The sequence below is a fragment of the Dermacoccus sp. SAI-028 genome, from assembly GCF_004346775.1.
In the GTDB taxonomy this organism is placed as follows: Bacteria; Actinomycetota; Actinomycetes; order Actinomycetales; family Dermatophilaceae; genus Dermacoccus; species Dermacoccus nishinomiyaensis.
Window position 1 is genome coordinate 3,124,633 of the sequence record NZ_SMFS01000001.1, and the last position, 17,131, is coordinate 3,141,763.

General features: G+C 67.5%; 15 protein-coding genes, 1 CRISPR repeat array and 1 other annotated feature. Of the genes, 9 read left to right on the forward strand and 6 right to left on the reverse strand.

Annotated features, from left to right (window positions below; all coding sequences use genetic code 11):
* Positions 1-71 precede the first annotated feature (71 nt).
* Complete coding sequence (locus tag EDC82_RS14325; RefSeq protein ID WP_131942120.1) at positions 72-1,361, reverse strand: hypothetical protein; 1,290 nt, start codon at positions 1,359-1,361, stop codon at positions 72-74.
* 2 nt (positions 1,362-1,363) lie between these two features.
* On the reverse strand, positions 1,364-1,855 hold the full coding sequence (locus EDC82_RS14330) for a hypothetical protein (RefSeq protein ID WP_370448839.1): 492 nt from the start codon (positions 1,853-1,855) through the stop codon (positions 1,364-1,366).
* A 91-nt stretch (positions 1,856-1,946) separates the two neighbouring features.
* Here EDC82_RS14330 and EDC82_RS14335 point away from each other — a divergent pair, with 91 nt between their 5' ends.
* The gene (locus tag EDC82_RS14335; RefSeq protein ID WP_074041282.1) at positions 1,947-2,606 is read left to right on the forward strand and encodes a hypothetical protein; all 660 of its coding nucleotides are present in this window, start codon (positions 1,947-1,949) and stop codon (positions 2,604-2,606) included.
* 73 nt (positions 2,607-2,679) lie between these two features.
* Here EDC82_RS14335 and EDC82_RS14340 read toward each other — a convergent pair whose 3' ends face one another.
* The 3 genes from EDC82_RS14340 to EDC82_RS14350 form a co-directional block, all read right to left on the reverse strand.
* Positions 2,680-5,103, reverse strand: coding sequence for an HAD-IC family P-type ATPase (locus EDC82_RS14340; protein WP_074041283.1), 2,424 nt, complete (start codon positions 5,101-5,103; stop codon positions 2,680-2,682).
* Positions 5,104-5,234: 131 nt separating this feature from the next.
* Positions 5,235-5,834 carry a hypothetical protein gene (locus EDC82_RS14345; protein WP_074041284.1) on the reverse strand — a complete coding sequence of 200 codons (600 nt, stop codon included), beginning with the start codon at positions 5,832-5,834 and terminating at the stop codon, positions 5,235-5,237.
* A gap of 176 nt (positions 5,835-6,010) precedes the next feature.
* On the reverse strand, positions 6,011-6,361 hold the full coding sequence (locus EDC82_RS14350; RefSeq protein WP_074041285.1) for a hypothetical protein: 351 nt from the start codon (positions 6,359-6,361) through the stop codon (positions 6,011-6,013).
* 174 nt (positions 6,362-6,535) lie between these two features.
* Here EDC82_RS14350 and EDC82_RS14355 point away from each other — a divergent pair, with 174 nt between their 5' ends.
* From EDC82_RS14355 to EDC82_RS14365, 3 genes are all read left to right on the forward strand, one after another.
* Positions 6,536-7,666 (forward strand): hypothetical protein, encoded by a 1,131-nt coding sequence (locus EDC82_RS14355; protein WP_131941944.1) that lies wholly within the window; start codon positions 6,536-6,538, stop codon positions 7,664-7,666.
* A gap of 572 nt (positions 7,667-8,238) precedes the next feature.
* A complete protein-coding gene (locus tag EDC82_RS14360; protein ID WP_131941946.1) occupies positions 8,239-9,798 on the forward strand; it encodes an RNA-guided endonuclease TnpB family protein in 1,560 nt (519 codons plus the stop codon).
* Between the two features lie 29 nt (positions 9,799-9,827).
* A CRISPR array of direct repeats spans positions 9,828-10,405; the repeat unit is 29 nt; unit sequence GTCGGCCCCGCGCACGCGGAGATGAGCCC.
* Positions 10,406-10,629: 224 nt separating this feature from the next.
* Positions 10,630-11,873, forward strand: a protein-coding gene (locus EDC82_RS14365; protein WP_131940167.1) for an IS3 family transposase whose coding sequence is annotated in 2 segments (ribosomal slippage) — positions 10,630-10,903 and positions 10,903-11,873 — 1,245 coding nt in all. Because the reading frame shifts where the segments join, the coding sequence is not laid out codon by codon here.
* Positions 10,899-11,033 (forward strand) — a sequence feature (AL1L pseudoknot). It overlaps the preceding gene by 135 nt.
* Before the next feature lie 215 nt (positions 11,874-12,088).
* Here EDC82_RS14365 and EDC82_RS14370 read toward each other — a convergent pair.
* Positions 12,089-13,321: an NAD(P)/FAD-dependent oxidoreductase gene (locus tag EDC82_RS14370; RefSeq protein ID WP_160126275.1), complete on the reverse strand. Its 1,233-nt coding sequence runs from the start codon at positions 13,319-13,321 to the stop codon at positions 12,089-12,091.
* A 432-nt stretch (positions 13,322-13,753) separates the two neighbouring features.
* Here EDC82_RS14370 and EDC82_RS14375 point away from each other — a divergent pair, with 432 nt between their 5' ends.
* The 5 genes from EDC82_RS14375 to EDC82_RS14395 all read left to right on the forward strand — a co-directional run.
* Positions 13,754-14,581, forward strand: coding sequence for an oxygenase MpaB family protein (locus EDC82_RS14375; protein WP_040015183.1), 828 nt, complete (start codon positions 13,754-13,756; stop codon positions 14,579-14,581).
* A gap of 415 nt (positions 14,582-14,996) precedes the next feature.
* Positions 14,997-15,419 (forward strand): TetR/AcrR family transcriptional regulator, encoded by a 423-nt coding sequence (locus EDC82_RS14380; protein WP_160126279.1) that lies wholly within the window; start codon positions 14,997-14,999, stop codon positions 15,417-15,419.
* Positions 15,416-15,763 (forward strand): multidrug efflux SMR transporter, encoded by a 348-nt coding sequence (locus EDC82_RS14385; RefSeq protein ID WP_131941950.1) that lies wholly within the window; start codon positions 15,416-15,418, stop codon positions 15,761-15,763. The genes EDC82_RS14380 and EDC82_RS14385 overlap by 4 nt, the downstream gene beginning before the upstream one ends.
* Positions 15,763-16,083, forward strand: coding sequence for a multidrug efflux SMR transporter (locus tag EDC82_RS14390; RefSeq protein ID WP_006947550.1), 321 nt, complete (start codon positions 15,763-15,765; stop codon positions 16,081-16,083). Before EDC82_RS14385 ends, EDC82_RS14390 begins: the two co-directional genes overlap by 1 nt.
* 174 nt (positions 16,084-16,257) lie before the next feature.
* Positions 16,258-17,131 (forward strand): ISL3 family transposase (locus EDC82_RS14395; protein WP_131941952.1); only part of this gene is annotated, 874 nt, incomplete at its 3' end.

Below are 17,131 nucleotides of genomic sequence, written 5' to 3' on the forward strand. Positions count from 1 at the left end.
CGGAACGGCCCGAACCTCACGAGAGGTTCGGGCCGTTCCGCGTGTACCCAGCCGGGGCGCCGGGCAGTGGCTCAGGTGAGTTCGAGGTACTCGTCCCAGCCACCGGGCGGCGTCTCGCCGGGAGCGAGGGCCTGCAGCTTCTTGACGACCTTCGGGTCCTGCGCGTCCATCCAGTCGCACAGCTCACGGAAGGACACCATCTTCGCGTCCTTGTGCGCGGCGACCTTGCGCATGACCTCCTCGACGGCGTCCATGTAGATGCCGCCGTTCCAGCCCTCGAAGTGGTTGCCGATGACGAGCGGAGCGCGGTTGCCCTCGTACGAACGGTTGAACCCGGCCATGTAGGAGTCGACGGCCTGCTTGCGCCACGTCGCGTGCATGGCCGGGTTGCCCTTCGTCACCTTCGACTGGTTGAACATGATGTTGTAGTCCATCGACAGCACCTGGAAGCGCGTGCCGGCCAGCGGGATGGACTGCAGGCTCATGTCCCACAGGCCCTTGTCCTTCTTCGGCCACATCTGCAGCGTGCTCTTGCTCGTGTCGTAGCGCCATCCGAGCTTTGAGGCCTCGGTGCGCAGGTTGTCGCCGCCCTCGAGGCAGGGCGTGCGTCCGCCGATGAGTTCCTTGTCGTAGTCGAACGGCAGCGGCGGCAGGTCGTGGAATCCGGTGTTGGTCCGCCAGTTCGCGACGAACGAGCGGGCCTGATCGATCTCGCTGCCCCAGTCGCTCGGCGACCACGTCGAGCCACCCGTCGGGCCGCAGAAGTGGCCGTTGAAGTGGGTACCGATCTCGTGGCCCTCAGTCCACGACTCACCGATGCCCTTGATCGTCGCGTGGACGCAGTCATCGGGCAGGAAGTTGATGTCGGTCGCACCAGGCTTGTGGTGCGGCGCATGGTAGAGCGTCTTCTTGCTCTCGGGCAGGAAGTAGATGCCGGAGAGGAACAGCGTCATGTGCGCGCCGGTTTCACGTGAAACCTTGCGGAAGCGCGACAGCAACGGGTTGTCGACGAGCTCGGCCGCACCGTCCCACGACACGACGACGAACTGCGGCGGCACGTCGCCCTTCTTGAGCTTCTTGGGCTTGTAGAGCCCCGGCTGCGGGCCGGTGTCGCTCATCGAGCCGTCGCCGATCGTCTTGCCCTGCGGGCTCGCCGACGACGCCGACGCCTTGGCCGAGCTGTCGGCCTTGACGCCCTTGCCGGAGCCGTCCGACTTCGACGACGTGCTGCATGCGGCGAGCGCCCACACGCCCGCGCCGCTCAGCACGGTGCGGCGCGCCACCGCAGCCTTCGACAGCGCCTTCGCGGTGCCGTCGTCGCCTCGTCCATCGTTCGTCGTTCCGTTGCCGTCAGCGGCCATGCTCACGTGTTCCTCCCGTTTGCCCCCGGTGTTCTTGTCTGCCGTTCCACAGTACGCGGGACCCCTGACGAGCGCCCAAGTCGACGCGCCGGACGGTGCGTCAGAGCAGGTCCTCCATCGCACAGCAGAGCACCTCGACGGCCGTCGCCCGCGCGCGGCAGGTCGACATCGGCACCTGGCCGAAAACGGCCTCGCGCGACGGGGCTGCGGTTCAGCGCCCGGGTCGCGTGCTCGTCCCAGGTGACGTCGACGAACCAGGCGCCGTCAGCCTCGACGACCGCGCGCACGCGACCGAAAGCGCACACCTCTTGGCGCACGGCGAGATAGGCCCAGATGACGTCCCCCGCCCGCATCGTGCGGTAGCCACTGCGCAGGCACCAGCGTTCGAGTGGCTGCGAGCGCCCGATGGCAGCCCACACCGCCGTGGCGTCCGAGCGGGTGCGCCAGTCGTCGGGCTGGTGCTCGGCGTGCGCTGCGGGGTTGATGGGCAGCAACCAGTGGGCGTCCGAGCGCGACGGCGTGGCTACGGAATCGATACTCGTCAGCTTTCCACGCCGCCGCGGTGTTCCGCCTAGTCTCGCTGGCATGACCGTGAATCACCTCACCGACGAGGATTTCCTGGCTCTCTACGGCAGGTGGGCGCCGCTGACCCCGAGTGACGTCAAGCACTTCTTCGCGAGCTACCCCGGCTTGTGGTGGATCGCCGGGGGCTGGGCCATCGAGGCCTTCACGGGTGCATCACGCGAACACGACGACATCGATCCGTCCGTACTGCGTGATGACCTGCCCCTGCTTCGACGTCATCTCGCAGGACGCCTGCACGCCTGGGCCGCCGCGGCGGGTTCATTGACCCCACTGCTTCCCGACGTCGACGCGGATGGCGCGCCTGACGACGTCCTCCCGCGCGGGTGCGGGCAGATCTGGGCGAGGCCGGATGCCGCGAGCGCCTGGGAGTACGACATCCTGCTCAGCCCGGGGAGCGAGCAAGAGTGGGTCTACAAACGCGATTCCCGCCTTCGCCTCCCGATGACGCGAGCCCTGTGGGAGCGAGACGGCGTGCGGTACCTCCGGCCGGAACTGCAACTGCTCTTGAAATCGCGCGGGTTACGCGACAAGGACGAGCGCGACTTCACCGTCACGGCGCCACTGCTCGAGCGTTCGACACGAGAATGGCTGCGGGATGCCCTGACGCTTACCGAACCGAACCACCCCTGGATCGCTCGGCTGGACGATCTCGGCGCGTGATGTCGTACGGCTCGCGGTGACCTTGCCCGAGATCGCGTCGGGAACGACGCGATCTCGGGCAAGGTCATCACGTTCAGCCGTGCACCGCGGGCGCTTGGCCCTGACGTCGCGCCACCACGCGGTGCACACCCTCGAGCGCGGCGACGCCAGCGAGCGCGCAGGCAGCCGCGATCGCCATCCTCGACAGGTTCGTCGGGTCGAGCGAGAACCAGCGACGGGTGAACGGCAGCAGGAACATCGGGACGTAGGCGAGGAAGCACGCCGTCACGAGCGCGAGACGCAGGCGGTCGAGCGGACGCGCGACGATGACGAGCACCCACCAGCTGCACGCGATGAGCGTCGTGAGCGTCGCCGTCGCGATCTGGGTGTGCCCGGCGCCGAACCCTGCGTCGGTGACGGCGTCCGCACCGCCGCCCTGGCCGTGGCGCACGAGCAGGTAGCACGCGAGCGTGACGGCGGCGATGACGAGCCCCGACGGAATCGCGAACCGCATGACGCGCGGCACGAATCCGCTGCGCGCTCGTTCGCTGTTGGGCAGCAGTGACAGCACGAACGAAGGAACGCCGATCGTGAACCAGGCGGCGATCGTCAGGTGGATCGGCTCGAACGGGTACGCGAGCGAGGGCGTGTGGAACAGGTGCGCCCCGAGCCCGAGCAGGCCGATGACGAGGGCGAGCGTCACCGCGTAGATCGTCTTCGTGAGGAACAGGTGAGCGACGCGTTCGATGTTGCCGATGACGCGGCGGCCCTCGGCGACGACGTGCGGCAGCGTCGCGAACTTGTTGTCGAGCAGGACGATCTGGGCGACGGCGCGTGTCGCGTCGCTGCCGGAGCCCATGGCGACGCCGACGTCCGCGTCCTTGAGGGCGAGGACGTCGTTGACGCCGTCACCGGTCATCGCGACGATGTGGTCGCGGCTGTGCAGCGCCCGCACCATCGCGCGCTTGCCGTCGGGCTTGACGCGCCCGAACACGACGCCCTTGTCGAGCGCGTCGGCGAGTTCGGCTGTGTCCGTGGGCAACTTGCGTGCGTCGAGCGCCTGGTCGGCCTCGCCGAGGCCGAGGGATTCGGCGACGGCGCCGACGCTGCGCGCGTTGTCGCCGGAGATGACCTTCACCTCGACGCCCTGGTCGTGGAAGTACTCGAGCGTCTTCGCGGCGTCGGGGCGCACCTTCTGCGCGAGCACGACGAGGGCGCGCGGCGTCAGCTCGCCGGGCGCGCCGTCGGCGTCGACGCGCGTCTCCGCCTCGGCGAGCAGCAGCACGCGAGCGCCGCTCGCGCCGACCTCCGTTGCGCGCTCACCGTCGGCGCTGTCGGGGTCGAGCAGGATGTCGGCGGCGCCCATGACCCAGTTGCCGTGCCCGGCGAACGAGACGCCCGACCACTTCGTCGCGGAACTGAACGGCGCCCGCGCCTCGACGCCCCAACCCGGCGCATCGCCGAACGCGTCCTTGACGGCGAGCATCGTCGCGTTCGGGTGCTCGTCGGCGTGCGCGAGGGCGGCGAGTGCCTCCTTCGCACTGCCCTCGTCGGTGTCACCGAGCGGTTCGACGCGTTCGAGCGTCATACCCGGCTCCGTAAGGGTGCCCGTCTTGTCGGCGCAGACGACATCGACGCGCGCGAGGCCCTCGATCGCTGGCAGCTCGTTGACGAGGCACTGACGGCGCCCGAGGCGGATGACGCCGACGGCGAACGCGACGGACGTCAGCAGCACGAGGCCCTCGGGCACCATCGGGGTCAGTGCGGCCACCATGCCGAGGACGGCCTGCTTCCAGTCGTCGCGCGCGAGCAGCAGCTGGTTGACGATCGTGATGAGGCCGGCGGGGATGAGCAGGTAGGTGATGACCTTGAGGATGCTGTCGATGCCGCTGCGCAGTTCGGAGCGCACGAGCGTGAATTCGCCGGCGTCGGCCGTGAGCTTGGCGGCGTACGAATCTCCGCCGACGGCGGTGGCGCGCATCAGCCCCGAGCCCGCGACGACGAAGCTGCCGGAGCGCAGGTCGTCGTCGCTGCGCTTGTCGATCGGGTCTGATTCGCCCGTCAGCAGTGACTCGTCGACGTCGAGGTGGTCGGCGCGCACGACGACACCGTCGACGGCGATCTGCGAACCGGACGACAGCTCGACGATGTCACCGGTGACGATGTCCGTCGTCGGGATCTTCTTCGCCTCGCCGTCGCGCCGTACCGTCACCTCGGCCGTGTTGACGATGCTGAGCTGCTTCAGCGTGTGACGGGCGCGCAGCTCCTGCGCGATGCCGACGATGCTGTTGATGACGATGGCGAGCCCGAACAGCGCGTTGCGCAGCGAGCCCGTCGCGACGACGAGGGCCACGAGGATCGCGAAGATCGCGTTGATGCGTGTGAACAGGTTCGCTCGAACGATCTGCCACGTCGAGCGCATGCTGTCGTCAGGGGCGTGGTTGACCTCCCCACGACGCGTCAGTTCCTCCACCTCGGCCGTGCTCAGGCCCGCCTCGTGCTGTTCCCGCTCTCCCATCGACCCATTGTCTCGTGACGGCCTCCCCCGCGTGGCGCGAGGGCCGGGCCGAGACTCAGGGTGGCGGGTCACTCACAGGTAGGCGGGCAGCCGCGCGCCTACCCGTGAGTACCCGCCATCATGGGCTGCGATCAGATCTTCGACGCGCGATACCCCGCCTTGATCGCGGCAGCCGGCGTCGAGAAGCACATCTCGGGTTGCGTCTTGGCGTAGAAGCGCTGGCCGGGCCTGTGGAAGATGTGGCTCGACGCATTGCCCTTGATCGGCGCCCAACTGGGGCAGTTGACGCTGCCCTTCGGCATGACGATGGCGCTGCCGCGCGATGGCGCGGGGGCCGTGACCTTGACGTAGACACGCGTCGATGTCGAGGCCTTGTTCGTCGACGTCGCCTTGAGCTGAACACTCCAGTATCCGCTCGCCTGCGGGGCCATCGACGTCGCGAAGTTGCCGCGCGCATCGGCCTTCAGCGTGCGCTGCGCGGTGTTCGGGGCAGAACCGTCAGCGTCGAAGAACACGACGACAGACGCACCCGGCGTCGCCGTCCAGGTCTTCGCCAGCTTCTGCGCCTGGCCCTTGAGCGTGATGCTCGAGCCCTTCTTGACCGTCGTCGGTGTCACGGCAAGGTTCGCGACGCGCGTCGTGACGGTCGCCGCGGCCAGGGCGGGCGTGGCGGTGAAGGCGGTGGCGGCGGCGAGCGTCGTCGCGCCGGCCAGGGCGAGGGCACGGTTCATCTGGGCGTTTCCTTCGAGGTGGGAGGGGTGACGGCGGTCGGCACGTCACCCGCCGATCCTAGAGGTCATTGCGCTTTCAAGTTCTTGCTTTGCCCGAATCTCGCCGCTGGGCCGCCGGCCTCGTCGAACGGGGGCTGATTTCGTGGACACTGGCGACGGGCCACGTCGTCTGCCGGTCAGCGCCCCATGTAGGTGCTGAGCCACGCGAACGCATCGGGCATGACGCGCTGGTACGTGCCGAAGTTGTGGCCGCCGCCGTCGACGACCTCGAACTTCGTCGTGAGGGGTGCCCGCGCAATCGCCATGAACGCGCGGGTGTTCTCGATGCCCTCGTCACCACCTTCGGCCTGGCCCATCGTCGCGAAGATCGCGCTGTGGGGAATCGGCAGGTGCTGGCGTCGCCACGTCAGGTCGTTCTCCTGTCGCAGCTTCTCCTGCCCACCGAACAACGAACCCGTCATCTCGTCCTCGTGCGGGCTGAAGTATCCGGACAGGCTTGCGGCGGCCGAGAACTGCTCGGCATACATCAGCGCGAGTTTCGCCGCACTGCAAGCAGGTCGACCTCTCTCTCAAACCCCATCGTTGTCGGCACGTTCTGAGACGATCCGTTCGAGAGCGGTTTCGAGAGCCAACACCCGCGTCGTGAGGTCGGCGGCAGGCGCTCGGGGTGGGCCTCTCGAGACCGATCATGGCGGAGAGTCGTGGCGCTGAACTTCTTGCCGGGTGCGAAGGTCACGGACCTGCGGGAGCTGGAGTCGAAGCGGACGTGCATCAAGGGCTCCGCGACGCGTACCGCTGAGGACATCGAGACGAGCCAGTCGTTCAACATGAGCGAGGTCAAGGCGATCGCCTCGGACAACCCCCTCATCCTGGAGAAAGCCCAGGCCGACCAAGACCTGTCGGTCCTGGAGAGCCTGGCGACCGCGCACCGGCGATCACAGACCCAGACCCGTCAGGCGGTTGACGCGGCGAATACCGCGATCAGTAGCTATTCGCGACGCATCCCGGCGCTGAATGACGCGATCGTGGACCGTACCGAGACGAAGGGTGACGCGTTCCGCGCCACCGTCGCGGGCCAGGTCTTCACCGAGCGCGTCGAAGCTGCCAACGCCATCCGTGAGCACCTCGGCGCAGCCGCGTCACGCGCCCGCGTCACGCGAGAACCTGTCACGCTCGAGGCCCTGGTGACGCTGGGCGGGCACCGGTTCGACGTGGTCGTCGACTCCAGCCTGGGTGTCACGAAGGCGAACCTCCAGATGCAGGCAGCCCCCGACGACGTCTTCGTGCGTGACGACGCGTTCGCGCTCATGGGACTACCCGGGTCGCACGGCGTCGTCACCAAGATGGAAAACGCTCTCGCCGGCATGGAAGGAGCACTGACGAGGGCGGAGCAGCGACTCGACGCAGCACAGCGCGACAAGGTGACGGCCGAGGCGAACCTTGGGCAGCCCTTCGCCCGTGAAGCCGAACTGCAGGCCGTGCGTCACAAGGTCGCCGAACTCGAGCGAGTGATGCGCGGCCAGGACTCGGACGAAGAGCAGGGAGAACCGCAAGAAGAGGTCACCACACCGGTCGCCCCGCAGGCTCAGGCCACCGAGACCGCGGCGGCGACCAGGGGCCATCAGGATGAGGATGAATCGGCGCTGTGGGAGCAGGCGTGGGATGAGTGGGAGACCGACTCAGCTTCGCCGTCCCCGCCTCGCACCCAGCAGCAGATCAACGCCGAGGGTAGCCCGAGAGTGCGTGATGCGCTGGCAGCGCGCCATCAGCGCCACAGCGACTACGGCGACTCTCCTTCCGGACTCTCTCACCAGGGTCCTCAGATGAGCTAGCAGGACGACGGGGGTGGTGAGTCCAATGGACTCACCACCCCCGCTCCGTGGGCGCCCGGAGTGACACCCTCGCTCACACCCCCTTGGTGAGCGGCTTCCCGCCTGCGCAGGACGTCGCGACCTGCCTGATAAGCCGTTGTCGGCGCCACGTGCCACGATGGAACGATGGCTGGCGGGATGAATCGCAAGGACGGGCACGTCGCACCGATCGGGGTACGCGCCGGCATCCCCGAAGACCCCGACGACCGCCCGTGGGAGCTTCCTCGTGGGGTCGCACCGCGTGATGGGCACGTCGAGTTGTATGTCGACGGCGAGTGGGTGCAAGCCCTGCTCATCGAGCAACGTGTCGAAGGTTCACTATGGCACTGCCGCGTCGTGTGGGCAGAGCGCGGCGTCGAGACGCGGGTACGTAACAAGTGGGTTATCCCCGCGCGCATACGGCCGCGCACGGGTCCCACCCCGAGCCCGCAACAACGCGACGAAGCTCCACACCCCCCAACCCCATAGATTCCCCGGAATTCCGGGGTTGTCGGTGTGCACGACTAGGTTCTCACCAAGGAAGGAGGCACCCCATGACCACTCGTGAAATCTTGCGCGCATACCGCGTCCCCCTGGACCCGACCGACGCACAGACCGCAGCACTGGCCTCTCATGCGGGCGCCTCCCGCGCCGCTTTCAACTGGGCCCTCGGCGCCAAGGTGCACGCCCACCGCATGTGGAGCGCGTGCGTCGCCGATCTGACCTACACCCGCTACGGCCACCTCGACGCAGATCAGGCCCTCGCCGCCGCGAAGAAAGACGCCTCGCGCTACTACCGCATCCCCACATCCCAAACCAACGAGAAGGCGTTCGACCGCGACCCGGACTACGCCTGGCGCACCGAGGTCAACCGCCGCAGCTGGGTCTCGGGGATGCGCCAAGCCGACACGGCGTGGCAGAACTGGCTCGACTCCCTGACAGGTCGACGCGCCGGGCGGCGCGTCGGCTACCCCCGCTTCAAGTCCAAGGGGCGCTGCCGCGACAGCTTCACCCTGGCCCACGACGTGAAGCGTCCCAGCATCCGCCCGGACGGCTACCGCCGACTGACGCTGCCGAAGAAGATCTCCGTCACCGGCTCCATCCGGCTCAAGGGCAACATCCGCCACCTCGCCCGGCGTATCCGTCGCGGCGTCGCACGCATCCAGTCAGCCACGATCTCCCGCGCGGGCAACGGCTGGTCAGTGAGCATCCTCGCGCTGGAAACACTCGACATCCCCGACCACCCCACCCCGCGCCAGCGAGCCGCAGGCGCGGTCGGGGTCGACGTGGGTGTGCACCACCTGATGGCTTTCAGCGACGCCACCATCATCGACAACCCGCGCCACCTGCGGGCGGCGCAGAAGCGGCTCACCCGCGCCCAGCGCGCCCTGTCGCGCAGCAAGTGGCGCCTACCCAACGGCGACCTCATCGACGCCCCCAAGCGTGGCCAACGTGTCACACCCACGACGGGCCGCATCAAGGCTCGAGCCCGTCTCGCGCGAGAGCACGCCGCCGTCGCCCAGCACCGCGCGAGCACCCTGCACGCCATCACCAAGCAGCTCGCGACCTCGCACGCCGTCGTCGCGGTCGAAGACCTCAACGTCGCCGGCATGACGCGCAGCGCACGAGGCACCATCGACAAGCCTGGCCGCAACGTCGCCGCGAAAGCGGGCCTCAACCGTTCCATCCTCGACGCGAGCTTCGCCGAGATGCGGCGACAACTCACCTACAAGACTTCGTGGTACCGATCGCGGCTCCTGCCCTCAGGGCGCTTCGTTCCCACGAGCAGGACGTGTTCGACGTGCGGGGCAGAGAAAGCCAATCTGCCCCTGTCGGAACGCGTGTACCACTGCGAGAACTGCGCCACGGTGCTTGACCGTGACGTCAACGCGGCGAAGAACGTCCTTCGCACCGCTCTCGCATCCCACGACGCCCCCGGCATGGAGGAGTCGCAAAACGCCCGTGGAGTGCGTATCGAGACATCTGTCGCGCTGCGTTCTGCGAAGCGGGAAGACCCACCGCGAGGTGGGCCACCCCGGCCGAGTAATCGCGTCCGGTCATCTCCCCCCGACGGGAAAGCGAAAGTGAAGGCAAACGCTTCTCCCACCAACTAAAAAGCGCGGAAACACAGCACCCCGCAAGGGTCGGCCCCGCGCACGCGGAGATGAGCCCATGCACCTTCACATCGACGACGGCCCCTGGTCGTCGGCCCCGCGCACGCGGAGATGAGCCCCCGCGGGATCGAGGTTCGCATCCCTGAAGTCGGTCGGCCCCGCGCACGCGGAGATGAGCCCGGCCCGCATCCACGACCGGCGGCAACGGCGCCGTCGGCCCCGCGCACGCGGAGATGAGCCCCCACGGGATCAACGCCATGAGCGCGAGTCCACGTCGGCCCCACGCACGCGGAGATGAGCCCCGGGGTCACCGCCCGCTGTGGCTGGGGTGATCGTCGGCCCCGCGCACGGGGAGATGAGCCCGCCGGCACCGAGTTCGGCATCCTCATCGTCAAGTCGGCCCCGCGCACGCGGAGATGAGCCCTGACCCGCAACACGCTGATGAAGTGGGCGAAAGTCGGCCCCGCGCACGCGGAGATGAGCCCGGTTCGTGTGGCCACGGGTTCACCCTCCGCAGATCGGCCCCATACACGCAGAGACGAGCCCGAACTCGGTTGAGGTGACGCGCCATGCGGCGTGTCGGCCCCGTGCACTCGGAGATAAGCCCCGGCTCGCTGCCACACGTCCACGTCATCATCAGTTGGCTCCACGCACGCGGAGTGCAAAACGCATCATCTGGAGACGGTTTTGGCGCCCTGAGTTTGGCCAAGGGTTTTGCACACCTCTGAGAGACGCTGGGGTTCGCATCTGAGCACCCTGCTGCTCGGTGTGCAGAGATGAAGCGTCCCGGGTGTGATGCCGCTTCCTTTCGAGTTCGAGAGGATGTTGTTCATGCCGAAGAAGTTCGATCCCGAGGTGAAGGACCGCGCGGTGCGGATGGTCCTGGACCGCGTCGAGGAAGCCGGGTCCGTCACCAAGGCCGTCGCGTTGGTGTCACCGAAGGTCGACGTGGGCCGTGAAACCTTGCGCCGCTGGGTCTCGCAACACCGCGTCGACGCCGGCCTGAAGGACGGGCCGACCAGCGACGACCTGGCCGAGCTGCGTCGTCTGCGCAGCGAGGTCAAGCGGTTGCGCGAGGACAACGAGCTCCTACGCAAGGCCTCGATTTTCTTCGCGGGGGAGCTCGACCCCCGCAACCGATGATCATGGGTTTCATCGATCAGATGCGCGCCGAGGGGCACGCGGTCGAGTCGGTCTGCAGGGTGCTCCGCCAGGAGGGCTGCCAGATCGCCGCACGCACCTACCGGGCCTGGCGCCACCGCAGCGCATCGGCCCGTGACACGTCCGACGCGGTCCTGCTCAACGTCCTGCACGACCTCGTCGGTACCCCGGAAGGGCTGTACGGGCGTCGCAAGATGACCGCCTGGCTACGTAGGCAAGGTCACCAGGTCGGCGCCGGTCGCGTGGATCGGCTCATGCGCGTCGCGGGGATGAACGGGGTACGCCGCGGCCGTCCGGTACGCACCACGATCCCGGCCAAGGACGGGCATCGGGCTGGTGACCTGCTCAACCGGGACTTCACCGCGGCAGCGCCGAACACGAAGTGGGTCGCGGACTTCACCTACGTACGCACGTGGGCGGGTTTCGTGTACGTCGCGTTCGTCCTGGACTGCTACTCCCAGAAGGTCGTGGCCTGGCACGCCGCGACGAGCAAGACGACACCGCTGGTCCTGACACCGCTGCGGATCGCGCTGTGGGAACGCGACCGAGCCGGGCACCCCGTCCAACCCGGCGAGCTGATCGCACATAGCGATGCCGGGTCGCAGTACACCAGCCTGCGCTTCGCCGAGCACCTGGCCGCCGAGGGCATCGCCGCATCGATCGGCACCGTCGCGGACGCGTACGACAACGCACTCATGGAGTGCGTCATCGGCCTGTACAAGACCGAGTGCATCACCACCACGATCTTCCACGACAGCCCGTACAAGACCATCGCCGACGTCGAGTACGCCACCGCCGGATGGGTCGAGTGGTACAACAACCGAAGGCTCCACTCGTCTCTGGCCATGACCACCCCGGCCGAGTACGAGACCGCCTACTACGCCAACCTCAACCGAGAGTTGGCACCCGCATAGGAGCGGCACGAAACCCGGGACGCTTCAGAGACGACCCCTGCCGCTCAGCTATCGGCGGGGCGAGAATGCAACTTGCGGGTTCTATAAGCAGCAGGCCAATGCCGTGTCGGTTCCCGCTGTGGCACTGACTGCCGCGCTGCCGATCGCAACCAGGCACGCTCGATACCTACTCGCTGATGGTCTCGACCGAGGCGCTTGACCCGCTCTTGCCTGGATCATTTCCCCTTCAGGAGGCGATGCCAGTAGACCAGCGGTTGGGCGAAGAGGTCGAAGGCGAAAGTGGCCATTCTGGGCCGCGCCAGAGAGATGAATGACAGGGTCTTTTCCTCGTGGCCCTGACGGTCCCACTCTGCCAAGATGAGGCGGCGACGATCGATCGGGATTGGTGCGACGCTGTACCCGTCATAGCGGGCCGCGAGGGGTTTGCCGTTGCGGCGTGCGATGAGGTTGTCACTGAGGACGGGGACCTGGCGTCGTAGACCGCCACCAGAGGAGGCGGTACCGAGTTGCGCGGCGTCCCCTAGTGACCAAATCCCGTCGTTTCGCCGGTGATGCAGGGTGCGCTCGTCGACGTCAATCAGGCCTGTCCCGGGTCGAGCGATACCCGCGTCGGCGACCCAGTCGTGGCCACGGTGGGCTGGTACGACGTGCAACGCGTCGAAGGGCCAATGAGTAGCGTTGCCGTCGACGTCGCGCGTGGTGACGTGGCGCGAGTCAGCGTCGATAGATTCAACGGTGATACCGGAACGCACGTGGACACCGAGGTGTCGCAGGCGGGAGTCGATCTCGTTGTTCGCGCGGGGTAGGCCGGTGAAGTCGCTGTTCTCGTTGAGCACGGTCATCGTGATGTTCTCCAGGCGTCCTTCGCGGCGCCAGTGGTCCGCGGCGAGAAACAGTGGCTTTAGGCCAACGGACGGGCAGGGTGCGTTGCGGCTCGAGATGGTGAACACCGCGTTGCCCTGGCGCAGGTTCTTGAGCATGTCCCATGTTGCGCTGGCCATGCTCGGCTCGTAGTTCGTCGAGGCGTGAGGTGAAGCGCATGCCTGACGCAGTCCGGGGGTGGCGTCCCAGTCAATATGGGTGCCGGGGCACACGACGACGTCGGTGGCGCTAATACGCCGTCCGGCATCTGTATGCACCTGATGCGCGCTTGTCGCGTCCACCTCGCCTGAGACTGGAGCGGGGGTCAACTCGACGACCGATTCGCGATACCAAGTGCATCCCGCAGGGATCTGCTTGCTTTGAGGCCGTTGCGCCCTGCGCAGCGTCGCAAGCCCTGCACCAACGTAGGAAAGCAGCGGGCGATAGGTGTGCAGCCCTTCGGGGCTGACGATGGCGATGTCCAGATCGGGATCGTCACGACGTAGCCGAGCGGCCAGCGCGATGCCGGCGTTGCCCGCGCCGATAATGACGACGTCGTGCGTGGTTTCGGGGCGGGTGAGGTTCATGGCTTCCATCTTGCCGCGCGGGTACGTCATTCTTGGATGGCGGTGACCGGCGGTAGCACGCACCGCCTCCGTCAGGGCCGCTTGGCTCGCACAGACCGGACAATAGGGGACGTACAGATACGATCCGACGCGCCTTCGCCCTAACACGCGCAGCGCACTCCAGCCTGGCCCACGAAGACGCCAGGTTTTCTTGCCCAGGGCCTCATTCATCGCCTGCCACCGGATCGTCCTGCAGAGCCGACCTCAGGTCGTACATCGGCATCGTATGGTCCTCTGTTTGTCAGCGCTCGAGTCGTCATGTTGGTGCTGAGCGACCGGGGGGCCGGAGGCATGCGGGGCGGCGCGTTCGCAGCCGACGGCTGGGAAGCAGCTTGTGGTGCGAGCGTGTACGTGCCGTCCGTGGGTGTGATGGGGGCCTGGCACGATGGGCGCATGGATGCGGTTTTTGCTCTTCGGCGCCAGTTGTCGCTAAAGCTGCGTGACGGTGTGGCCGGGCCCGACGCGGAGCGGGCGCGCGCCCGCATCTGGGACTCGCCCGGGCCTCGCTGGTTCGACGAGAACGACCCGTTGTGGATCGTGCACGCCGACGCCTCCATGTTCATCGGGGGCCTCGCGTCCTTGCTGCTGCAGTCGTTGCATCCGCTTGCGATGGCCGGCGTCGCCCAGCACAGCGGCTACCGATCCGACCCGTGGGGTCGGTTGCAGCGCACCAGCCACTACATCGCGACGACGTCGTTCGGCACGATCGAACACGCCGAAGCCATGATCGCCGCGGTGCGACGCATCCACGAGACCGTCACGGGCACGTTCGAAGCCACCCCCTACCGCGCGGGCGACCCGGACCTGCTGCGGTGGGTGCACGTCGCCGAGACGTTCTGCTTCGCGCGCGCCCACCAGCTGTATGGACACGTACACCTCGATGCCGCGCAGTACGACACCTACGTCGACCAGGCACGCCACTCGGCGCAGCTGCTCGGGGTGACGCACGCCCCGACAACGATGGTCGCCATGCTCGAGCAGCTGGCGACGTACCGGCCTGCGCTGCACGCGACGAGGGACTGCCTCGATGCTCAACACTTCCTCCTGCGCGACCCGCCTCTTCCACGCGGTGCGCGGCCGGGTTACTCGCTCCTTGTACGTGGCGCGGTCGCGGTTCTTCCGTCTTGGGCGCGAAGCGAACTGCAGCTGCATTCGCGGCCGGGTGATGAGCGCCTGGGGCGCGTTGGCACAGCAGCGATTCGATGGGTGATGGCTGCGTAGCGTCGTTACCCAGCCGGGAGTTAACCGGCTCATCCCAATCGAGGGTGTAGTCGCGGTCTGGAAGTCGCCGGCTTTGAGTAGTGGCCTAGCGATAGTTGATGAGGTTTCGGAACCCACGCGCGGAAGTCACAGAGGTGTTCGAGTCATCCGTTGATCGCCTTGGCCGGGGCGTCGTAGGTGCCGGGCGGTCACGCTCTTAGCATGCTGACGCTCAGCTCGGGAGGCCCAGCTCACCATGAGTTTGTTACTTACCCTACCGGTAGGTAGAGTTGTCGATATGAGTACTAGTGCACCTGCCCACCGACCGTCGGCGCGAGGCGGCGTTCTCGCCAGCACTCTTGCGTGGGCCCGCACTGGCGCCTCTGTCTCCCTGGTGTCCGCAGCTCGCGCTGCAGGAATCACTAAGGCTGGCCTGATGTACCACTTCCCAACCAAGGAAGCACTGATGACCGCCGTCATCGACCACCTCCTCGACGGCTACGAGCGGGATCTGGCCGCCCGCCTGGCTACCACCAACCCAAACGTACCCACGATCAGCGAACGCCTCGCCGCCTACGTTGACTGGGCTTGCGACGGGCCGTTCGACTACGGCGACCTGGTCATGTTCACCGACCCCCGCCTGCGCGAGCCGCTCACCGAGCGATGGAACAGCCGCATGGGGGCCTGGGTCGACGTCCCCGAGACCCTTCCGGCCGACCAGCGGGCCCGCCTCCACGGCGTCCGACTCTTGGCCGACGGCATCTGGCTCAACACCGCCGGCAACGGCATCGCCCTATCCGACGAGGACACCGACGCCATTCGAGCACTCGCACACCACCTCATCCAGGAGAACTCATGACCAAGTGGCTACTGCTCGCGGGGGCCATCCTCAGCGAGGTCACCGGTTCGCTGTCGCTGAAGGGAGCACTCGATCGACCCGGACTGTACGTGCTCGTCGCGGCTGGCTACATCGCCTCGTTCATTCTCCTCGCCCTCGTTCTGCGTCAGGGCATGGCGCTGGGCGTCGCCTACGGCATTTGGGGCGCCCTCGGTGTCGCCACCACCGCCGTGATGTCGTCGCTGATCTTCGATGAAACCCTCACCGCACTCATGGGCGTCGGCATCGTCCTCATCATTGCCGGCGTCCTCACCGTCGAACTCGGCTCCCAGCACGCGGCCAAGAACCTCGAAGAAGCCACCTGATGGCTTACCTGTTCCTCCTCGGAGCCATCATTGCCGAGGTCAGCGCTACCCTCTCGCTGCGCATGGCAGCTACTGGCGTCCGCGCCTACTACGCCGCCGTCGCCGGCGGCTACCTCCTGGCCTTCGCGTTTCTCACCCTCGCCCTTAATGAGGGCCTGGGCCTCGGTGTCGCTTACGGCATCTGGGCAGCGTCCGGAGTTGCCCTAACGGCCGTCGCGTCCAAAGCCCTCTTCAAGGAGCCGCTCACCGCGCTCATGATGGGCGGCATCGCACTCATCATCGCCGGCGTTCTTCTCGTCGAGCTCGGCGCCCTGCACTGACTGAGATCCCCATCCCCACGACGTCGTCGCTCACAACGGAGCAAGGCCTTGGCAACGGGCTTCTGATGAGGTGTACTCGTTGATCGAAGCGACTCCGGCGCGACGGTGGCTAGATCGTGGTCGAGGTCTTCGGAAGATGACGTTCCACGCCTGACATCCGGAGGTCTGACGTCGTTGCCTGTCGCTACCGCTCGGGCCCGCTTCGCTCGCCCGGACCTGACAACGTTCTGCCGACTCGACGAACTCGACCTCGTCGTGACCGGCCAGCGCCTCGAGCCCGACCGCGCGGTGCTCGCCTGCAGAGTCCTGACCCCGGACGAGTGGTGTCGACGCTGCGGCGCCGAAGGCGCTGCTCGGGACACCGTGATCCGTCGGCTCGCGCACGAGCCGCTGGGGTGGCGACCGACGGTGTTGGAGGTCGCGGTGCGTCGCTACCGCTGCACCGGCTGCGGGCACGTGTGGCGCCAAGACACCACCCGTGCGGCCGAGCCGCGGTCGAAGCTCTCGCGCCGTGGGCTGCAGTGGGCGCTCGAAGCGCTGGTCGTGCAGCACCTCACCGTCACCCGGATCGCCGAGGGACTCGACGTCGCCTGGGACACCGTCAACGACGCCGTGCTTGCTGAAGGCCGACGTGTTCTCATCGACGACCCGGCCCGCTTCGACGGCGTGAGGGTCATCGGCGTCGATGAGCACGTCTGGAGGCACACCAGGCGCGGCGACAGGTACGTCACCGTGATCATCGACCTGACCCCGATCCGCGACAAGACCGGCCCCGCCAGGCTGCTGGACATGGTCGAGGGTCGCTCGAAGGAGGCCTTCAAGACCTGGCTCGCCGCCCGACCCGACACCTGGCGCGACGGGATCGAGGTCGTCGCGATGGACGGGTTCACCGGCTTCAAGACCGCCGCCGCCGAGGAGCTCCCCGACGCGGTGGCGGTCATGGATCCGTTCCACGTCGTCCGCCTCGCCGGGGACGCGCTCGACCGGTGCCGGCGCCGGGTGCAGCAGGCCATCCACGGCCACCGCGGGATGAAGGGCGACCCGCTGT

Coding starts and splice junctions, on each gene's coding strand:
- EDC82_RS14325 (WP_131942120.1), bottom strand. CDS start 1,361: ATGGCCGCTGACGGCAACGGAACGACGAACGATGGACGAGGCGACGAC.
- EDC82_RS14335 (WP_074041282.1), top strand. CDS start 1,947: ATGACCGTGAATCACCTCACCGACGAGGATTTCCTGGCTCTCTACGGC.
- EDC82_RS14340 (WP_074041283.1), bottom strand. CDS start 5,103: ATGGGAGAGCGGGAACAGCACGAGGCGGGCCTGAGCACGGCCGAGGTG.
- EDC82_RS14345 (WP_074041284.1), bottom strand. CDS start 5,834: ATGAACCGTGCCCTCGCCCTGGCCGGCGCGACGACGCTCGCCGCCGCC.
- EDC82_RS14350 (WP_074041285.1), bottom strand. CDS start 6,361: ATGTATGCCGAGCAGTTCTCGGCCGCCGCAAGCCTGTCCGGATACTTC.
- EDC82_RS14360 (WP_131941946.1), top strand. CDS start 8,239: ATGACCACTCGTGAAATCTTGCGCGCATACCGCGTCCCCCTGGACCCG.
- EDC82_RS14370 (WP_160126275.1), bottom strand. CDS start 13,321: ATGAACCTCACCCGCCCCGAAACCACGCACGACGTCGTCATTATCGGC.
- EDC82_RS14375 (WP_040015183.1), top strand. CDS start 13,754: ATGGATGCGGTTTTTGCTCTTCGGCGCCAGTTGTCGCTAAAGCTGCGT.
- EDC82_RS14380 (WP_160126279.1), top strand. CDS start 14,997: ATGTACCACTTCCCAACCAAGGAAGCACTGATGACCGCCGTCATCGAC.
- EDC82_RS14385 (WP_131941950.1), top strand. CDS start 15,416: ATGACCAAGTGGCTACTGCTCGCGGGGGCCATCCTCAGCGAGGTCACC.
- EDC82_RS14390 (WP_006947550.1), top strand. CDS start 15,763: ATGGCTTACCTGTTCCTCCTCGGAGCCATCATTGCCGAGGTCAGCGCT.